This is a genomic window from Gilliamella sp. wkB72, assembly GCF_001693745.1.
GTDB classification, from domain to species: domain Bacteria; phylum Pseudomonadota; class Gammaproteobacteria; order Enterobacterales; family Orbaceae; genus Gilliamella; species Gilliamella apicola_E.
Map to the genome: position 1 here is coordinate 164,569 of NZ_LZEI01000006.1, position 14,377 is coordinate 178,945.

Here is a 14,377-nt window from a genome sequence, read left to right on the forward strand (position 1 = left end):
CGATATCTATAAGTCCATAAATATTAGTGTTAATTTTATTTATAAGAATGAACGGTATGGTAATTCCGGCTCATCGGTAAAGATATCTCTGAATCCTCGATAGTGCTGATAATGCATTTTATTTTTATCAGTAGGATATGTATATTTACCACCAACTTGCCAGAAAAATGGTCTAAATTGATATTCTAGGCGGTCTTTTTTCATATCCCATAATACTTCTATTTCACGAGGATCACTTTGGAAATTAGACCAAATATCATGGTGGAATGGAATGACCACTTTAGTGTTGAGAGATTCTGCTGCGCGTAAAATATCTGACGAAGTCATTTTATCGGTTACACCACGTGGATTTTCGCCATAAGATAAAAGAGCAACATCAATTTTATAATCATTACCGTGTTTTGCGTAATAGTTTGAATAGTGAGAATCCCCTGAATGGTAGAGTGAACCACCGGTTGTTTCGAATAAATAATTGACTGCACGATCATTCATCCCATCTAAAATGGATTTATCTGTTGATGAAACACCTTTAGGTAAAGTTACAAGTGATGTTCTATCAAATGAATCTAAAACATGAATCGTAATATCACCAACATGTAAGGTTTCACCTACTTTTGCAACAATACAGCGTTCTTCCGGTACACCCCAACTTTTCCATAATTCGACACAAGCTTTAGGACCAATAAATTTTACTTCTGGTGAGCAATTTTGAATAACTGCAGCTGCAACATTGACATCAATATGGTCCGCATGATCATGTGTCGCCATGACGGCATCAATTTGTTTAATAGCAAATGGATCTAAAACAAATGGGCTGGTTCTTAAATTAGGTTGTAATTCACGTACACCTCCCATGCGCATCATCTGGTGTTGTTTGTTCATTAAAGGATTGGCGTGGGTTTTTTTACCTGTACCACACCAGAAATCGACAGAAATATTGGTGTTACCAGCTGATTTCAACCAAATTCCCGTACAAGCAAGCCACCACATGGTAAACGTATTAGGTTTAACTTCCGTATTTTCTATCTCTTCATTAAGCCAAGTTCCCCACTCAGGAAAAGTGTTTAAAATCCAAGAGTCACGGGTAATTTCATTCACTTTACTCATACTATGTTCCTTTTCTTCATTTAATAGTTAAACTAATATTACTTCTACGCCTTGCTCTTTTATGCAATCGATTACTTCTTTATTCGCTTGTTTACCTGTAATTAAAATATCGATTTTATTTACAGGACAAAAAAGCATGCCGGAGTTGGCTTTAGTATCGATTTTGGAGCTATCTACCACCACAACTAATTTTTCAGCTTTTTCTAAAATTTGTTGTTCTGCAACTGCACCTAAGATCTCATTTTTATAAAGACCAGTTGGTGTTAATGTTTTGCCACTAGTAAACATCCATTTTGCTGCATAAGAATCAGTAAAGCTGGCAATAGGGTTGAGTATGATATTTTGTGTTTTGTTATATAACCCTCCCATAATGATGACGTTTTCATGATCGTGTTCAATTAAATAACAGGCTAATGGAAAGTAATTGGTAATAATTGAGACATTTTTACCACACAATTCACGCCCTAATAAAAATGCTGTTGAACCGCAATTAATCACAACGTTTTCATCACTTTCGCATAGTTTAGCTGCACGTATCGCGATGCGTGCTTTTTCATGATAGTGATCGGTATTATTGATATCTATTGGTGCCCATATAGGTTTTTGTTCTTCTAACCGTAAAATACCATTACGTACTTTTCGCACTCGCCCATCTAAAGCAAGTTTAGTTATATCTCTTCTAGCTGTAGCCGGAGAAATGGAGAAAATTTCAATTAATTCGGTGACTTTTAACTCACCTTTTTCATTGACTAAAGCAACAATTTCGTTGTGTCGCACAATTTCATTCATTGATAACCTCTTATAACATCATGAGCTAATTTGATTATTTGTGATAATAATTATCATTGGATTTATTGTCAATCGCTGATCATGTCTCATTAAAGATAAAATAATTTAATGTATTGATTAATATAGCTATAATTTGATTTGCATGGTGTTTTTTTTAGCGATAATGTGATATCCATCACAGTTTTACAGTTGATTGTTATAGAAAAGTGATCTACGTCAAAATAATCATAAATAATCATTGAATGATTAATTGTGATTATGGAAGATGAATATCAGTTAATGAATCACGATTGATTAACTGAGTTAAGTTTTAAGAAAAAAACTAACCTCACACTAAACAACCATATAAGTGGCATCTGGATAGCGTTAATTATCCTGCATTGAAAAGTTAATAAGGATTTGTAATGCAAACAGTGTCCAATAACCAATGAGAGGGGCATATGGAAGTAATCTATAACATTTTCTACATTTTTTATAGTCAAGTCATGACGAAAGCACCTTTGTTATTAGGCTTGGTGACAATGCTTGGTTATTGTCTTTTACGCAAAGACATAACCACAATTTTAAAAGGAACAATTAAAACCATTGTTGGGTTTATGTTGTTACAAGTGGGTTCAAATGTGTTGGTTTCGACCTTTAAGCCGGTTATTGCCAAATTAGCTGAATATCATGGTATTAAAGGATCTATCATTGACACTTATGCATCAATGGTTGCTGTTGAAAACGGTATGGGTGATCAGTATTCGTGGGTAGGATATGCGGTTTTATTAGCACTAGCAATTAATATTGTTTTAGTCATTTTTCGTCGTATTACCGGTATTCGTACCATAATGTTAACAGGCCATATCATGTTCCAACAAGTAGGGTTGATTACTTTATTCTATTTCCTTTTCGGTTATGGCATGTGGGAAACAATAATCTATTCAGCAATCATTACAGCGTTATATTGGGGAATATTTTCCAATATGATGTTTAAGCCTACCGAAGCGGTGACTGGTGGTGCTGGTTTTTCAATTGGACACCAGCAACAACTTGGTTCTTGGATTGCTGTTAAATTGGCACCAAAATTAGGCGATAAAGCCAATTCTGTTGATAACCTTAAATTACCTAAATGGTTACATATCTTTCATGACAGTATCGCTGCTACAGCAATTGTTATGACATTCTTTTTTGGCATTATTTTGCTCTCATTTGGTTTGGATAATTTGCAAACTATGGCTGGCTCTACTCATTGGACTATTTATATTCTTGAAACAGGATTGAAATTTGCTGTTGCCATACAAGTTATCGTTGGTGGGGTAAGAATGTTTGTAGCTGAATTATCTGAGGCATTTAAAGGTATTTCGGAAAAATTGATCCCTAATGCAGTATTAGCAATAGATTGTGCTGCGATTTATGCATTCTCACCTAATGCTATGGTATTTGGTTTTATTTGGGGGGCATTAGGACAATTTTTAGCGATTGCTTTATTACTTATTTTCAAATCACCGATTATGATTATTCCTGGTTTTATTCCAATGTTCTTCTCTAATGCGACAATTGGTGTTTTTGCAAACCATTTTGGTGGTTGGAAAGCGGTGATGAAACTCTGTTTTGTTATGGGCATGATTGAAGTATTTGGTTCAGCTTGGGTAATTCACATTTTTGCTCAAAATGGTACTCCTATTGACGCTTGGATGGGTATGGCTGATTGGGCAATTTTATTCCCACCAATTTTACAAGGCTTATCATTCTCTCATTTATTCATCTATTTATTAATTGCATTAGCTTTAGTTTATATGTTTTTTGCTGCAAAACAGCTTAAACAAGAAGAAGCAATGCAAAAAGATCATCCAGAATTTAACGATAATCAACAAGATGTTAATGAAGCTGTGGTAGATAAAATGGATGAAGTAGCCGTGGCTGAAGGTCGTCCGATACGTATCCTTGCGGTATGCGGAAGTGGGCAAGGTTCTTCAATGATGATGAAAATGAAAATAGCTAATTATCTAGATAAGAAAGGTATTGCAAATGTGATGGATTCATGCGCGGTAACTGATTACAAATCGCGTTTACCCAATGTTGACATTATTGTTGCTTCAAAACACTTGATTCACGAAATCGAAGTTAATGAAGGACAACATGCTTTAGGTGTACAAAATATGCTTAATCCAAACACATTCGGTGATGAGCTTATTGAGATTATTAAAAAAGTACTTGCTCAATAATCGATTAAATATAAAGAGAAGAAAGGAGTACAACGATGGCTTTGAAAGAATCATTAATTGAAAATAATTCAATATTATTAAAAGCAAATGCTGCTAATTGGCAAGAAGCTGTCAAATTAGGTACCGATATGTTAGTCGCTTCAAATGCAATTAAACCTTCTTATTATGACGCAATTATCCACTGCGTTAAAACAATGGGGCCTTATATTATTATTGCACCTAATTTTGCCATGCCTCATGCCAGACCAGAAGATGGAGTCAATCGTACTGCTTTTGCTTTAGTAACCCTTAATCAACCAGTTTATTTCGATGGCGAAGAAGAACCTGTTGATGTGCTTGTTACTTTAGCAGGAAGTACATCAGATCAACACATGGAAGGATTAATGGAGGTTACCCAAGTGTTAGATGATGAAACCAGTGAAACCGGAGTCAATCTTGATAAGTTAAGAGCTTGCAAAAACAAAGAAGATGTTTATGCGGTCATCGATAAGGCATTAAATGGAGGCTAATTTATGTATCAAGCATTAAAAGAAAGAGTATTAGCAGCTAATTTAACATTGCCTCAATATCATTTGGTGACATTTACATGGGGCAATGTGTCCGAGATTGATCGTGATAAAGGTGTTATTGCTATTAAGCCATCAGGTGTCGAGTATCACAATATGAAAGTTGATGATATTGTAGTGGTTGCACTAAATGGTGACATTATCGAAGGTCATCTCAATCCATCAAGTGATACCGCTACTCATCTTGAGCTTTATAAAGCATTTAAAGATATTGGTGGTATTGTTCATACGCATTCTCGTTATGCGACTATTTGGGCGCAAGCAGAACTCGATGTACCTGCCTTAGGAACAACCCATGCTGACTATTTTTATGGTGATGTGCCATGTACGCGTCGATTAACCGATAGCGAAATAGCAAATGATTATGAAAAAAATACTGGACTGGTGATTATTGAAGAGTTTAAACGACGTGGGCTCGATCCTAAAGCGATGCCGGGCGCAGTTATTTCTGGTCATGCTCCATTTTGCTGGGGTAAAAATGCTTTAGATGCTGTGCATAATGCAGTCGTATTGGAAGAAGTCGCAATGATGGCTATTTCTACACGTCAACTTAATCAAACAATAAAAATTCAACAAGCTTTATCGGACAAGCACTATTTTCGTAAACATGGTGCGAATGCTTATTATGGTCAAAAATAGAATGCAAGAGGGCAAATAAAATGACAAAACCTAAACTACAAATCGCATTAGATCAAACAGAATTACAACCAGCTTTAGAAGTTGCAAAAAATGTTGCTGGTTTTGTGGATATTATCGAAGTGGGAACAATTCTTGCTTTTGGAGCAGGTATTGGTGGCGTTAAAACGTTAAGAGAAAAATACCCTAACCATATCTTGGTTTGTGATTTAAAAACTACCGACGGTGGCGCGATTTTAGCCAAAATGGCTTTTTCAGCAGGTGCTAATTGGTTAACTGTTTCAGCGGCTGCACATATTGCAACTATTGAAGCCTGCAAAAAAGTTGCTGATGAATTTAATGGAGAAATTCAAATAGAGTTATATGGTCATTGGACTCTAGATGATGCCAAAGCCTGGCGAAAGTTAGGTATAAAACAAGCTATTTATCATCGTTCTCGTGATGCAGAATTAGCTGGATTAGGATGGGGTGAAGAAGACTTAGTTAAAATGCGTCAACTTTCCGACTTAGGCCTTGAGCTCTCTATCACGGGCGGTATTGTACCTGAAGATATTCATCTTTTTGCAGGAATCAAAACGAAAGCCTTTATTGCTGGTCGTGCTCTTGCTAACCAAAATGGTCAACAAACTGCACAAGCTTTAAGAGAGCAGATAGCTAAATATTGGTAATTGGTATGTTGCAGTTGTCAATTCAACTGCAATGCATATTGTTCCATTTTTATTAGGTTTAGATTATGACAAAAAGAGCAATAAATATCAAAAAAACCACGCCTCGTATTGGTATTTATGAAAAAGCATTACCAAATGATTTAACGTGGCAACAAAAATTTAATGAAGCAAAAGCATTAGGATTCGATTTTATTGAATTATCCATTGATGAGTCAGACGAACGTCGAGCAAGGCTGGATTGGTCTGATGATCAAATTTATTCATTACGTCATTTGTCAGAACAAATGGGCATAGCTTTGCACTCTATTTGTTTAAGTGCTCATCGAAAATATCCATTCGGTTCCAATGATGAATATATTCGTGCACAAGCAAAAAACATAATGAACAAGGCAATAGTACTTGCTTATAAATTAGGTGTCAGAGTCATTCAGCTTGCAGGATATGATGTCTATTATGAACCAGCAAGTAATCAAACCCATCAACGCTTTATTGAAGGTATGAAGTGGAGTGCCAAACAAGCAGAAAAAGCAGGTATTATGTTAGCTGTAGAAATAATGGATACTGACTATCTTAATTCACTAAGTAAATTCGAGATTCTGAAAAGGGAAATACCGTCTTCATACTTTATGGCTTATCCGGATGTTGGTAATATTTCTGGTTGGAATTATGATGTATGCACCGAACTATTATTAAGTCGTGATCATATTGTGCAAATTCATCTTAAAGATACCAAAAAAGTTAAATCTAATTATTCTGGGCAATTTCGAGATTTAGTTATTGGTGAAGGCGAAGTTGATTTTCCGGCCATTTTTAATACATTAAAATTAATGGATTATTGTGCTCCTTTTGTGATTGAAATGTGGGCTAAAGATGATAATTGGAAGCAAAATATTATTACTGCTCAACAAAGCCTAAATGCTATGGCATCCCAAGCAGGATATGCACTATTCTCCTAATTTATTTGTAATAAAAATGATATAAAGCTCAATTAATGTCTTATTTGGGCTTTATCTATTCAGTCGAATTAAAAAATAGCCATCAGAACGCATCAGAATGACATGTTATTTTTAAGCTTAAGATCATTATTAAACTCTTTTATAGCAACATATTAATATTAAGAGATTTTTATTTATTCTTTCCACCAATTGGCCTATCGTGTAATATAATGGCCATTATAACAAAATGAAAGAATTGCGAATATTATATGAAATCAATGATCAAATTATTCTCCATATTATTAGCCATCTGGACATTAGTTGGTTGTGGTTTAAAAGGCCCACTATATTATCCCAATGAGCAGTCAAGGACATTTGTTCAATCTAATGATGTGAGTAACATAGCTTAAAGGAATAATTCAATGAAATTTTTACATTATTGTAATGGTCAGTTATTGGCAGATGACGTCGCTATCTCTGATCTAGCAAAGCAATATGGAACTCCGTTATATGTCTATTCTGCTGCTCATATGACAAAACAATTTCTTGCTTATCAGCAAATTCTTCAAGATAAGAAACATCTAATTTGTTATGCAGTTAAGGCTAACAGTAATTTATCGGTTTTAAATTTGTTGGCTAAACTTGGTGCCGGTTTTGATATTGTCTCGCAGGGTGAATTGGAAAGGGTGCTAAAAGCAGGTGCTGAACCTAGAAAGATAGTTTTTTCTGGTGTCGCAAAATCTATTGAAGAAATCAAACGTGCGCTTGAAGTTGGTATTAAATGTTTCAACGTTGAGTCGGAGGCGGAATTATATCGTATCAACGAAATTGCTCAACAATTAGGTAAAATTGCAACAATTTCATTAAGAATTAATCCTGATGTGGATGCCAAAACCCATCCCTATATCTCAACAGGATTGCGTGAAAATAAATTCGGCATAAGTTATCAATTAGCCCTTGATGTATACCGCAAAGCGGCTAGCTTAAATCATATTAAGATAGTTGGTATTGATTGCCATATTGGTTCTCAATTAACAGAATTATCGCCATTTTTAGATGCTGCTGATAGGATTTTAATATTGGTTGATAAACTCAAAGCAGAAAATATTCACCTTGAACATATTGATTTAGGTGGTGGATTAGGGGTCTGTTATGAAAATGAAACACCTATTTCTGCATCCACACTTGCTTCAGAGTTACTTGCGAAATTAACCAATTATGCTGATCTTGAAATTATTTTTGAACCAGGCCGCTCAATTGTGGCTAATGCTGGTTTATTAATTACTAAAGTTGAATACACTAAACATCAAGATGGTAACCATTTTGCTATTGTTGATGCGGGAATGAATGATTTAATTCGACCAGCTCTTTATAAAGCTTGGATGCGAGTTTTACCAGTCAGAGAACCAAAAAGTTCTGATAAAAAAGAATGTTACAATATCGTTGGACCAATCTGCGAATCTAGCGATGTGTTAGCTTATCAACGAGAGTTGTCCGTTGAACAAAGTGATCTATTGGTTATTTGTAGTGCTGGTGCCTATGGTTTTAGTATGGCGTCAAATTATAATAGTCACCCACGTCCAGCTGAAGTTTTGCTTGAAGGAGGAAAACAACATAAGTTAATTCGAAAACGTGAGACGTTTGATGATTTATGGCGTGGTGAATTAGTATTATAATCTTTTTAGAGTGTGTGATGTGATGGACTCATTCGCTTGGCAAATAAAGCGCTTTATTAATTAAACTTAATTAGAGTAATAGGTAATTAAAAAAAGGTAAGCAAAGATGAACTTTTCTAAAATGCATGGATTAGGTAATGATTTTATGGTTATTGATGCACTAACGCAAAATGTTCATCTTTCGAGCGAATTGATTAAACGCATGTCAGATCGCTATACCGGTATTGGCTTTGATCAGTTACTTGTTGTTGAACCACCTTATTCGCCAGAAAGCGATTTCCACTATCGCATATTTAATGCAGATGGTTCAGAAGTGGAACAATGTGGTAATGGTGCACGTTGTTTTGCTCGTTTTGTTCGTTTGAAAGGGTTGACGAAAAAACGTGTTTTAAAAGTAAGTACTATGAAAGGTAATATTGTATTGACGGTTAATGATGATGAAACCGTACGTGTTAATATGGGAACCCCTATTTTTGAGCCGAGTAAAATTCCTTTCAAAGCCATTAAAGAAGAAAAAACTTATATTATTCGTGCACAAGAACAAACAGTTCTGTGTGGCGTTGCTTCAATGGGTAATCCGCATTGTGTTATTCAGGTTGATGATATATTAACAGCTCAAGTATCAACGCTTGGTCCACTGTTAGAACAACATGAACGTTTTCCTGAGAAAGCAAATATTGGTTTTATGCATATTATCGATCGAAATAATATTAATTTGCGCGTATTTGAACGAGGTGTTGGTGAAACACAGGCTTGTGGTACTGGTGCTTGTGCGGCTGTCGCAGTTGGTATTAATCAAGGACTCTTAAATCCACGAGTAAATGTTAATTTACCTGGTGGCAAATTAATTATCGAATGGAAAGGCAATCAGCAACCTCTTTATATGACTGGACCAGCAACACATGTATATGATGGTTATATTTCAATTTAATAACTGATGTAATTTAGGATTTGATACTGAGTACGATAGAAATAAATTATGGTCATTAAAAAAACACAGACAGTTAAATATAAGCCTCATCGTCGACAAAAAAACTTTGTCAAATTGAATGATGAAATGGTCAGTCAGTATATCATTGATAATCCTGATTTCTTCATTCGTAATGCTGCTCAGATTGAACGAATGCGTGTACCACATCCAGTTCGCGGAATTATTTCGTTACCTGAATGGCACATGGCTAGACAGCGTAATAAAATTAATCAGTTAGAGTCTGAAATTACCATGCTAATGGAGCATGCTAGTGCTAATGAGCTGCTTTTTAATCAGTTAATGAAATTGCAATTCGACTTAATTAAAGCAAAAGATATTGATGAATTAATTGTATCTTTAAAAAATTGGGCTAAAGATTTAGGGCTCAATGGTGCTTATTTATATCTTTTCGATGATAAATGGTTACTTAGTGCGCCATCTAGCTATCATCATTTAGCCTTAAATTCATTACAATTTGATTTTATTCGTGTTCGTCATCTACAGTATAGTCAATTTTATTTAGGTCAATTAAACACAACTGAATTAGATTTTTTATTACCGCAGCATGGTTATGTCGGATCAGTTGCATTATCATTATTTGGTCAATTTGGGGACCTCGGTCTTTTGATGTTTACTAGCCCAGATCCACAACATTATCAAGTTGGGCAAGGAACTTTGTTATTAGAGAAAGTTAGTGAGATATTACCTATTTTGATTGAAAAATGGATTATGCGAAGAAAGTAAGGAACGATGATGGCTAAAACTAATCCAAATTATTCCACTTTATTAGCTGAGCCGGTTGAGCATTTCTTAAACTATCTAAAATCAGAAAAACAACTTAGCCTAAACACACAAGTTAATTATCGCCGTCAACTTTATGCCATTATCGATTTAACCAAGAATCTGGATATTGAAAAATGGCAAGCTATTGATTCGTCAGCTGTACGATTATTAATTAGCAGAAGTCGGCAAACCGGTTTACAAGCAAGAAGTCTCTCCTTACGATTGTCTGCACTGCGAAGTTTTTTCGATTGGATGGTGAAGAATGAAATGATTTCCGTCAATCCTGCTCGAGGTGTAGTTAACCCTAAATTAGGCCAGCATCTTCCTAAAAATATCGATATTGATGAGGTTAATCAATTATTAGATATTGAATATAACGATCCATTATCTGTGCGCGATAGAGCTATGCTCGAAGTTATGTATGGTTCTGGATTACGTCTTTCTGAATTAGTTAACATTAATTGTCGAGAGCTAAATTTAAGGGAAGGGGAAGTCCGGGTAATGGGAAAAGGTAATAAAGAACGGAAATTACCTTTAGGGCGAGAATCTGTAAAATGGATTGAATATTGGTTAACCATGCGAAATGAATTAAAACCGCAGGATGATGCACTATTTATTTCTAAATTGGGGAAACGAATTTCTCCTCGTAATGTGGAGAAACGATTTGCTCAATGGGGTATCAAACAAGGATTAAGTTCACATGTTCACCCACATAAACTACGCCATTCATTTGCAACGCATATGCTTGAATCGAGTGGTGATTTGCGAGCAGTACAAGAATTACTAGGTCATGCTGATTTATCCACTACACAAGTTTATACTCATCTGGATTTTTCACATTTATCGGAAGTTTATGATTCTGCTCATCCACGAGCTAAAAGAGGGAAAAAGTAATGCATTTTTATCGTTCAATTGACTGCATTAAAGCGATCACTTTCGATCTAGATGATACTCTATATGATAATAGTATGATTGTAGATAAAGCTGAAGAGGAAATGATAAAAAATTTACAGAAATATGAACAGTTTCAAAATTTAACATTAGATTTATATTTCCAAGAAAAAAGTTTGGTGCTCTCAATCAATCCGGAAGTTTATCATGATGTGATAGTTTGGCGGATAGATACTATAAAATCTTTATTGAATAGAACCAATATACCCGTATCTCAACATTCTCAGATAATTGATGGTGCGGTAGATTGTTTCAATGTTTGGCGCCATAAGATGGTTGTTCCTCAATCAACACATATTTTATTAACTAAACTAGCAAAAAAATATCCATTAGCTGTAATTACTAATGGTAATGTCGATGTAAATAAAATCGGATTGGGAGACTATTTCCAATTTTCTTTACGCGGTGGACCGGATGGACGTTCAAAACCATTTCCAGAAATTTTTGATTTGGCTGCAAAAAAATTATCCATACCCAATAAATATATATTACATGTCGGCGATAATTTAGAGACTGATGTTAATGGCGCCATTAATAACGGTTATTTATCGTGTTGGATAAATATCTTTGAGCAAGATATTTATCATCTTACTGATGCAAGGTGCCTACCTCATATTGAGATAAGCCGATTGCTAGAATTAGATAATCTGTTATAATTATCACATATGTGTATAAAAAGACAGTACAGTTAGATGTAAATAAGATTTGCATTTACTACCTGTCTTTATTTTTTTAATAGACTCACCAATAAATATTATAAAGAAAATGGCAATTTTAAAAAGATTCAATATATCAATAATTAATAGTGGTTTATGTAATCGGGATGGGTTAACACATAATGGACATTAAGCAATCATTATTAAAAGACCTTAACACAGAACAACAAACCGCAGTAGTTACAGATAATCAATATACTATTGTACTTGCAGGTGCCGGAAGTGGTAAGACACGTGTACTTGTTCATCGAATAGCTTGGCTTTGTGTTGAGAAAAATTATTCATCGGGTTCAATTTTTGCGGTGACTTTTACCAATAAAGCTGCTGCTGAAATGCAGGAAAGAATTGAATCGTTAGTTGGTGAAAGATATTTAAATGGAATGTGGGTTGGTACCTTCCACGGTTTGACTCATCGCTTATTACGCATGTTTCCTCAACAAGCTAACCTTCCAGATAATTTTCAGCTTATTGATACAGAAGATCAGATTCGACTTATCAAGCGAATTTTCCGAGAACTTCAAGTAGATGAAAAGCAATGGTCAGCAAAAGAGTGTGCTAATTATATTTCTGCACAAAAAGAGAAAGGATTACGCGCTAAAGACTTGCTGCCAGAAGATCCAAAACAAGTAATGTGGCAAGTGATCTATCGTGATTATCAAGCAATTTGCGATAAAGTTGGCTACGTTGATTTTTCTGAGTTAATTCTGAGAGCTTATGAATTACTTTGTAGAGATGAGAATGTTTTAGATTATTGCCGTAATCGTTTCTCAAATATTCTCATTGATGAGTTTCAAGATACTAATAAAATTCAATATCGATTCGTACAAAAATTAGCGGGTAATACAGCTAATATCATGATTGTTGGTGATGATGATCAGTCAATTTATAGTTGGCGTGGTGCTAATGCCGATAATCTTCAATTATTTATCAATGATTACCCCGATACTGAAATTGTTCGGTTAGAGCAAAATTATCGATCCACAGGGTTTATTTTAGATTCTGCAAATAAATTGATTGCTAACAATAAAAATCGGTTAGGTAAAAATTTATGGACCGATAGTGGCGATGGTGAAAAAATCTTGCTTTACAGAAGTTTTAATGATGCTGATGAGGCAAGATTTGTTGTTGGTCAAATAAAAAAATTGCATGAGCAAGGTCAAAATTACTCTAGTTGCGCGATTTTGTATCGTAATAATATTCAATCTCGGATTTTTGAAGATACATTAATGCAAAATGGCATACCTTTCCAAATTTATGGCTCGATTAGATTCTATGAAAGGCAAGAGGTTAAATTGTCTCTTGCTTATTTACGTCTATTACATGACCATAACAATGATATGGCATTTGAAGCAACTATAAATACGCCAACTCGTGGTATAGGCCAAGTTACTTTAGATAAAATTAGACATTTTGCTAAGCATAAAGATATGTCGTTATGGGATGCTTGCTTAACGTTAATTGAAAAGAAGGGACTTTCTGATAGACAACTTACAGACATAAATCGATTTATCCATTTAATGCAATCGATTCACGCTGAAGTTAATGACTTACCTTTTTATAAACAATTAGAGAAGATTATTACATTATCAGGTGTCTTGCGAATGTATGAACAAGAGCCGGGTATTAAAGGTCAGGCAAGGTTAGAAAACCTTGAAGAGCTTGTTTCTGCAGCTGAGCAATTTTACCGTGTCAATCAAAATACCGTGATTGAGGATGCTGAAACAGGTAAACCTTTAACAATTTTAGAATCATTCTTATCGGTTACATCGCTTGAAAGTCGTGATGTGGGTACTGACCAAGATTCTGTTCAACTGATGACGCTACATTCAGCAAAAGGATTGGAATTTGACAATGTCTTTATTGTAGGCTGGGAAGAGGGTATCTTCCCTACCCAACGTTCTATTCAAGAAGTCGATAAAATGGAAGAAGAAAGACGTTTAGCTTATGTTGGTATAACGCGAGCAAGAAAAAACTTAACGCTTTCATTGACAGAACAAAGACGACTCTATGGTCGAGAAGAACGAAATTTACCTTCTCGTTTTTTAGATGAGTTGCCAGTTGAAAACTTAAATGAAACTTATTACCAAGGTAGTTTTTCTTCATTTGGGGGACGATCTGGTTACCAAAATAAAGATGATGAGTTTTATCAAGAACGTAAAAAATCTTATTCTAAGAAGAAAAAGGAAGATGATGGTTATACGTTAGGTAGAAAGGTTAAACATAACCGTTTTGGTGAGGGATCAATTATCAATCTTGATGGTGAAGGTGAGCATAGGCGAGTTCAAATCGCTTTCGTTGATGTTGGTATTAAATGGTTAGTAATAAAATTAGCAAATCTGACATTATTATAAATGCCATCTACCTAAATAAAAT

Annotated in this window: 14 protein-coding genes; 12 read left to right on the top strand and 2 right to left on the bottom strand. The window is 34.9% G+C overall.

Annotated features, from left to right (window positions below):
• Positions 1–39: 39 nt before the first annotated feature.
• Both ulaG and ulaR read right to left on the bottom strand, forming a co-directional pair.
• The gene (gene ulaG, locus A9G07_RS02095; RefSeq protein ID WP_065733831.1) at positions 40–1,107 is read right to left on the bottom strand and encodes an L-ascorbate 6-phosphate lactonase; all 1,068 of its coding nucleotides are present in this window, start codon (positions 1,105–1,107) and stop codon (positions 40–42) included.
• 27 nt (positions 1,108–1,134) lie between these two features.
• Complete coding sequence (gene ulaR / locus A9G07_RS02100; protein WP_065563139.1) at positions 1,135–1,896, bottom strand: HTH-type transcriptional regulator UlaR; 762 nt, start codon at positions 1,894–1,896, stop codon at positions 1,135–1,137.
• Positions 1,897–2,336: 440 nt separating this feature from the next.
• Here ulaR and A9G07_RS02105 point away from each other — a divergent pair, with 440 nt between their 5' ends.
• The 12 genes from A9G07_RS02105 (at position 2,337) to uvrD (ending at position 14,355) form a co-directional block, all read left to right on the top strand.
• Positions 2,337–4,103 carry a PTS ascorbate-specific subunit IIBC gene (locus A9G07_RS02105; protein ID WP_065733832.1) on the top strand — a complete coding sequence of 589 codons (1,767 nt, stop codon included), beginning with the start codon at positions 2,337–2,339 and terminating at the stop codon, positions 4,101–4,103.
• A 35-nt stretch (positions 4,104–4,138) separates the two neighbouring features.
• The gene (locus A9G07_RS02110) at positions 4,139–4,612 is read left to right on the top strand and encodes a PTS sugar transporter subunit IIA (RefSeq protein ID WP_065563137.1); all 474 of its coding nucleotides are present in this window, start codon (positions 4,139–4,141) and stop codon (positions 4,610–4,612) included.
• A 3-nt stretch (positions 4,613–4,615) separates the two neighbouring features.
• On the top strand, positions 4,616–5,308 hold the full coding sequence (locus tag A9G07_RS02115) for an L-ribulose-5-phosphate 4-epimerase (protein ID WP_065733833.1): 693 nt from the start codon (positions 4,616–4,618) through the stop codon (positions 5,306–5,308).
• A 20-nt stretch (positions 5,309–5,328) separates the two neighbouring features.
• Positions 5,329–5,973 carry a 3-keto-L-gulonate-6-phosphate decarboxylase UlaD gene (locus A9G07_RS02120; protein ID WP_065733834.1) on the top strand — a complete coding sequence of 215 codons (645 nt, stop codon included), beginning with the start codon at positions 5,329–5,331 and terminating at the stop codon, positions 5,971–5,973.
• A 65-nt stretch (positions 5,974–6,038) separates the two neighbouring features.
• Positions 6,039–6,929 (top strand): L-ribulose-5-phosphate 3-epimerase, encoded by an 891-nt coding sequence (locus A9G07_RS02125; protein WP_065733835.1) that lies wholly within the window; start codon positions 6,039–6,041, stop codon positions 6,927–6,929.
• Between the two features lie 248 nt (positions 6,930–7,177).
• Entirely contained in the window at positions 7,178–7,318 is a 141-nt protein-coding gene (gene lptM / locus A9G07_RS11940; protein ID WP_141677451.1) for an LPS translocon maturation chaperone LptM, read from the top strand.
• A gap of 12 nt (positions 7,319–7,330) precedes the next feature.
• Positions 7,331–8,584 (top strand): diaminopimelate decarboxylase, encoded by a 1,254-nt coding sequence (gene lysA, locus A9G07_RS02130; RefSeq protein WP_065733836.1) that lies wholly within the window; start codon positions 7,331–7,333, stop codon positions 8,582–8,584.
• 106 nt (positions 8,585–8,690) lie between these two features.
• Positions 8,691–9,515 carry a diaminopimelate epimerase gene (gene dapF, locus A9G07_RS02135; RefSeq protein ID WP_065563132.1) on the top strand — a complete coding sequence of 275 codons (825 nt, stop codon included), beginning with the start codon at positions 8,691–8,693 and terminating at the stop codon, positions 9,513–9,515.
• A gap of 48 nt (positions 9,516–9,563) precedes the next feature.
• Positions 9,564–10,298, top strand: a complete 735-nt coding sequence (locus A9G07_RS02140; protein WP_065733837.1) for a DUF484 family protein — start codon at positions 9,564–9,566, stop codon at positions 10,296–10,298.
• Between the two features lie 9 nt (positions 10,299–10,307).
• On the top strand, positions 10,308–11,231 hold the full coding sequence (gene xerC / locus A9G07_RS02145) for a tyrosine recombinase XerC (protein WP_065733838.1): 924 nt from the start codon (positions 10,308–10,310) through the stop codon (positions 11,229–11,231).
• Positions 11,231–11,944 (top strand): 5-amino-6-(5-phospho-D-ribitylamino)uracil phosphatase YigB, encoded by a 714-nt coding sequence (gene yigB, locus A9G07_RS02150; RefSeq protein WP_065733839.1) that lies wholly within the window; start codon positions 11,231–11,233, stop codon positions 11,942–11,944. Before xerC ends, yigB begins: the two co-directional genes overlap by 1 nt.
• A 182-nt stretch (positions 11,945–12,126) precedes the next feature.
• A complete protein-coding gene (uvrD, locus tag A9G07_RS02155; RefSeq protein WP_065733840.1) occupies positions 12,127–14,355 on the top strand; it encodes a DNA helicase II in 2,229 nt (742 codons plus the stop codon).
• The last annotated feature ends 22 nt before the right edge of the window (positions 14,356–14,377 follow it).

Coding starts and splice junctions, on each gene's coding strand:
- A9G07_RS02115 (WP_065733833.1), top strand. CDS start 4,616: ATGTATCAAGCATTAAAAGAAAGAGTATTAGCAGCTAATTTAACATTG.
- A9G07_RS02125 (WP_065733835.1), top strand. CDS start 6,039: ATGACAAAAAGAGCAATAAATATCAAAAAAACCACGCCTCGTATTGGT.
- xerC (WP_065733838.1), top strand. CDS start 10,308: ATGGCTAAAACTAATCCAAATTATTCCACTTTATTAGCTGAGCCGGTT.
- A9G07_RS02110 (WP_065563137.1), top strand. CDS start 4,139: ATGGCTTTGAAAGAATCATTAATTGAAAATAATTCAATATTATTAAAA.
- ulaG (WP_065733831.1), bottom strand. CDS start 1,107: ATGAGTAAAGTGAATGAAATTACCCGTGACTCTTGGATTTTAAACACT.
- lysA (WP_065733836.1), top strand. CDS start 7,331: ATGAAATTTTTACATTATTGTAATGGTCAGTTATTGGCAGATGACGTC.
- yigB (WP_065733839.1), top strand. CDS start 11,231: ATGCATTTTTATCGTTCAATTGACTGCATTAAAGCGATCACTTTCGAT.
- A9G07_RS02120 (WP_065733834.1), top strand. CDS start 5,329: ATGACAAAACCTAAACTACAAATCGCATTAGATCAAACAGAATTACAA.
- ulaR (WP_065563139.1), bottom strand. CDS start 1,896: ATGAATGAAATTGTGCGACACAACGAAATTGTTGCTTTAGTCAATGAA.
- A9G07_RS02105 (WP_065733832.1), top strand. CDS start 2,337: ATGGAAGTAATCTATAACATTTTCTACATTTTTTATAGTCAAGTCATG.
- dapF (WP_065563132.1), top strand. CDS start 8,691: ATGAACTTTTCTAAAATGCATGGATTAGGTAATGATTTTATGGTTATT.
- uvrD (WP_065733840.1), top strand. CDS start 12,127: ATGGACATTAAGCAATCATTATTAAAAGACCTTAACACAGAACAACAA.
- A9G07_RS02140 (WP_065733837.1), top strand. CDS start 9,564: ATGGTCATTAAAAAAACACAGACAGTTAAATATAAGCCTCATCGTCGA.
- lptM (WP_141677451.1), top strand. CDS start 7,178: ATGAAATCAATGATCAAATTATTCTCCATATTATTAGCCATCTGGACA.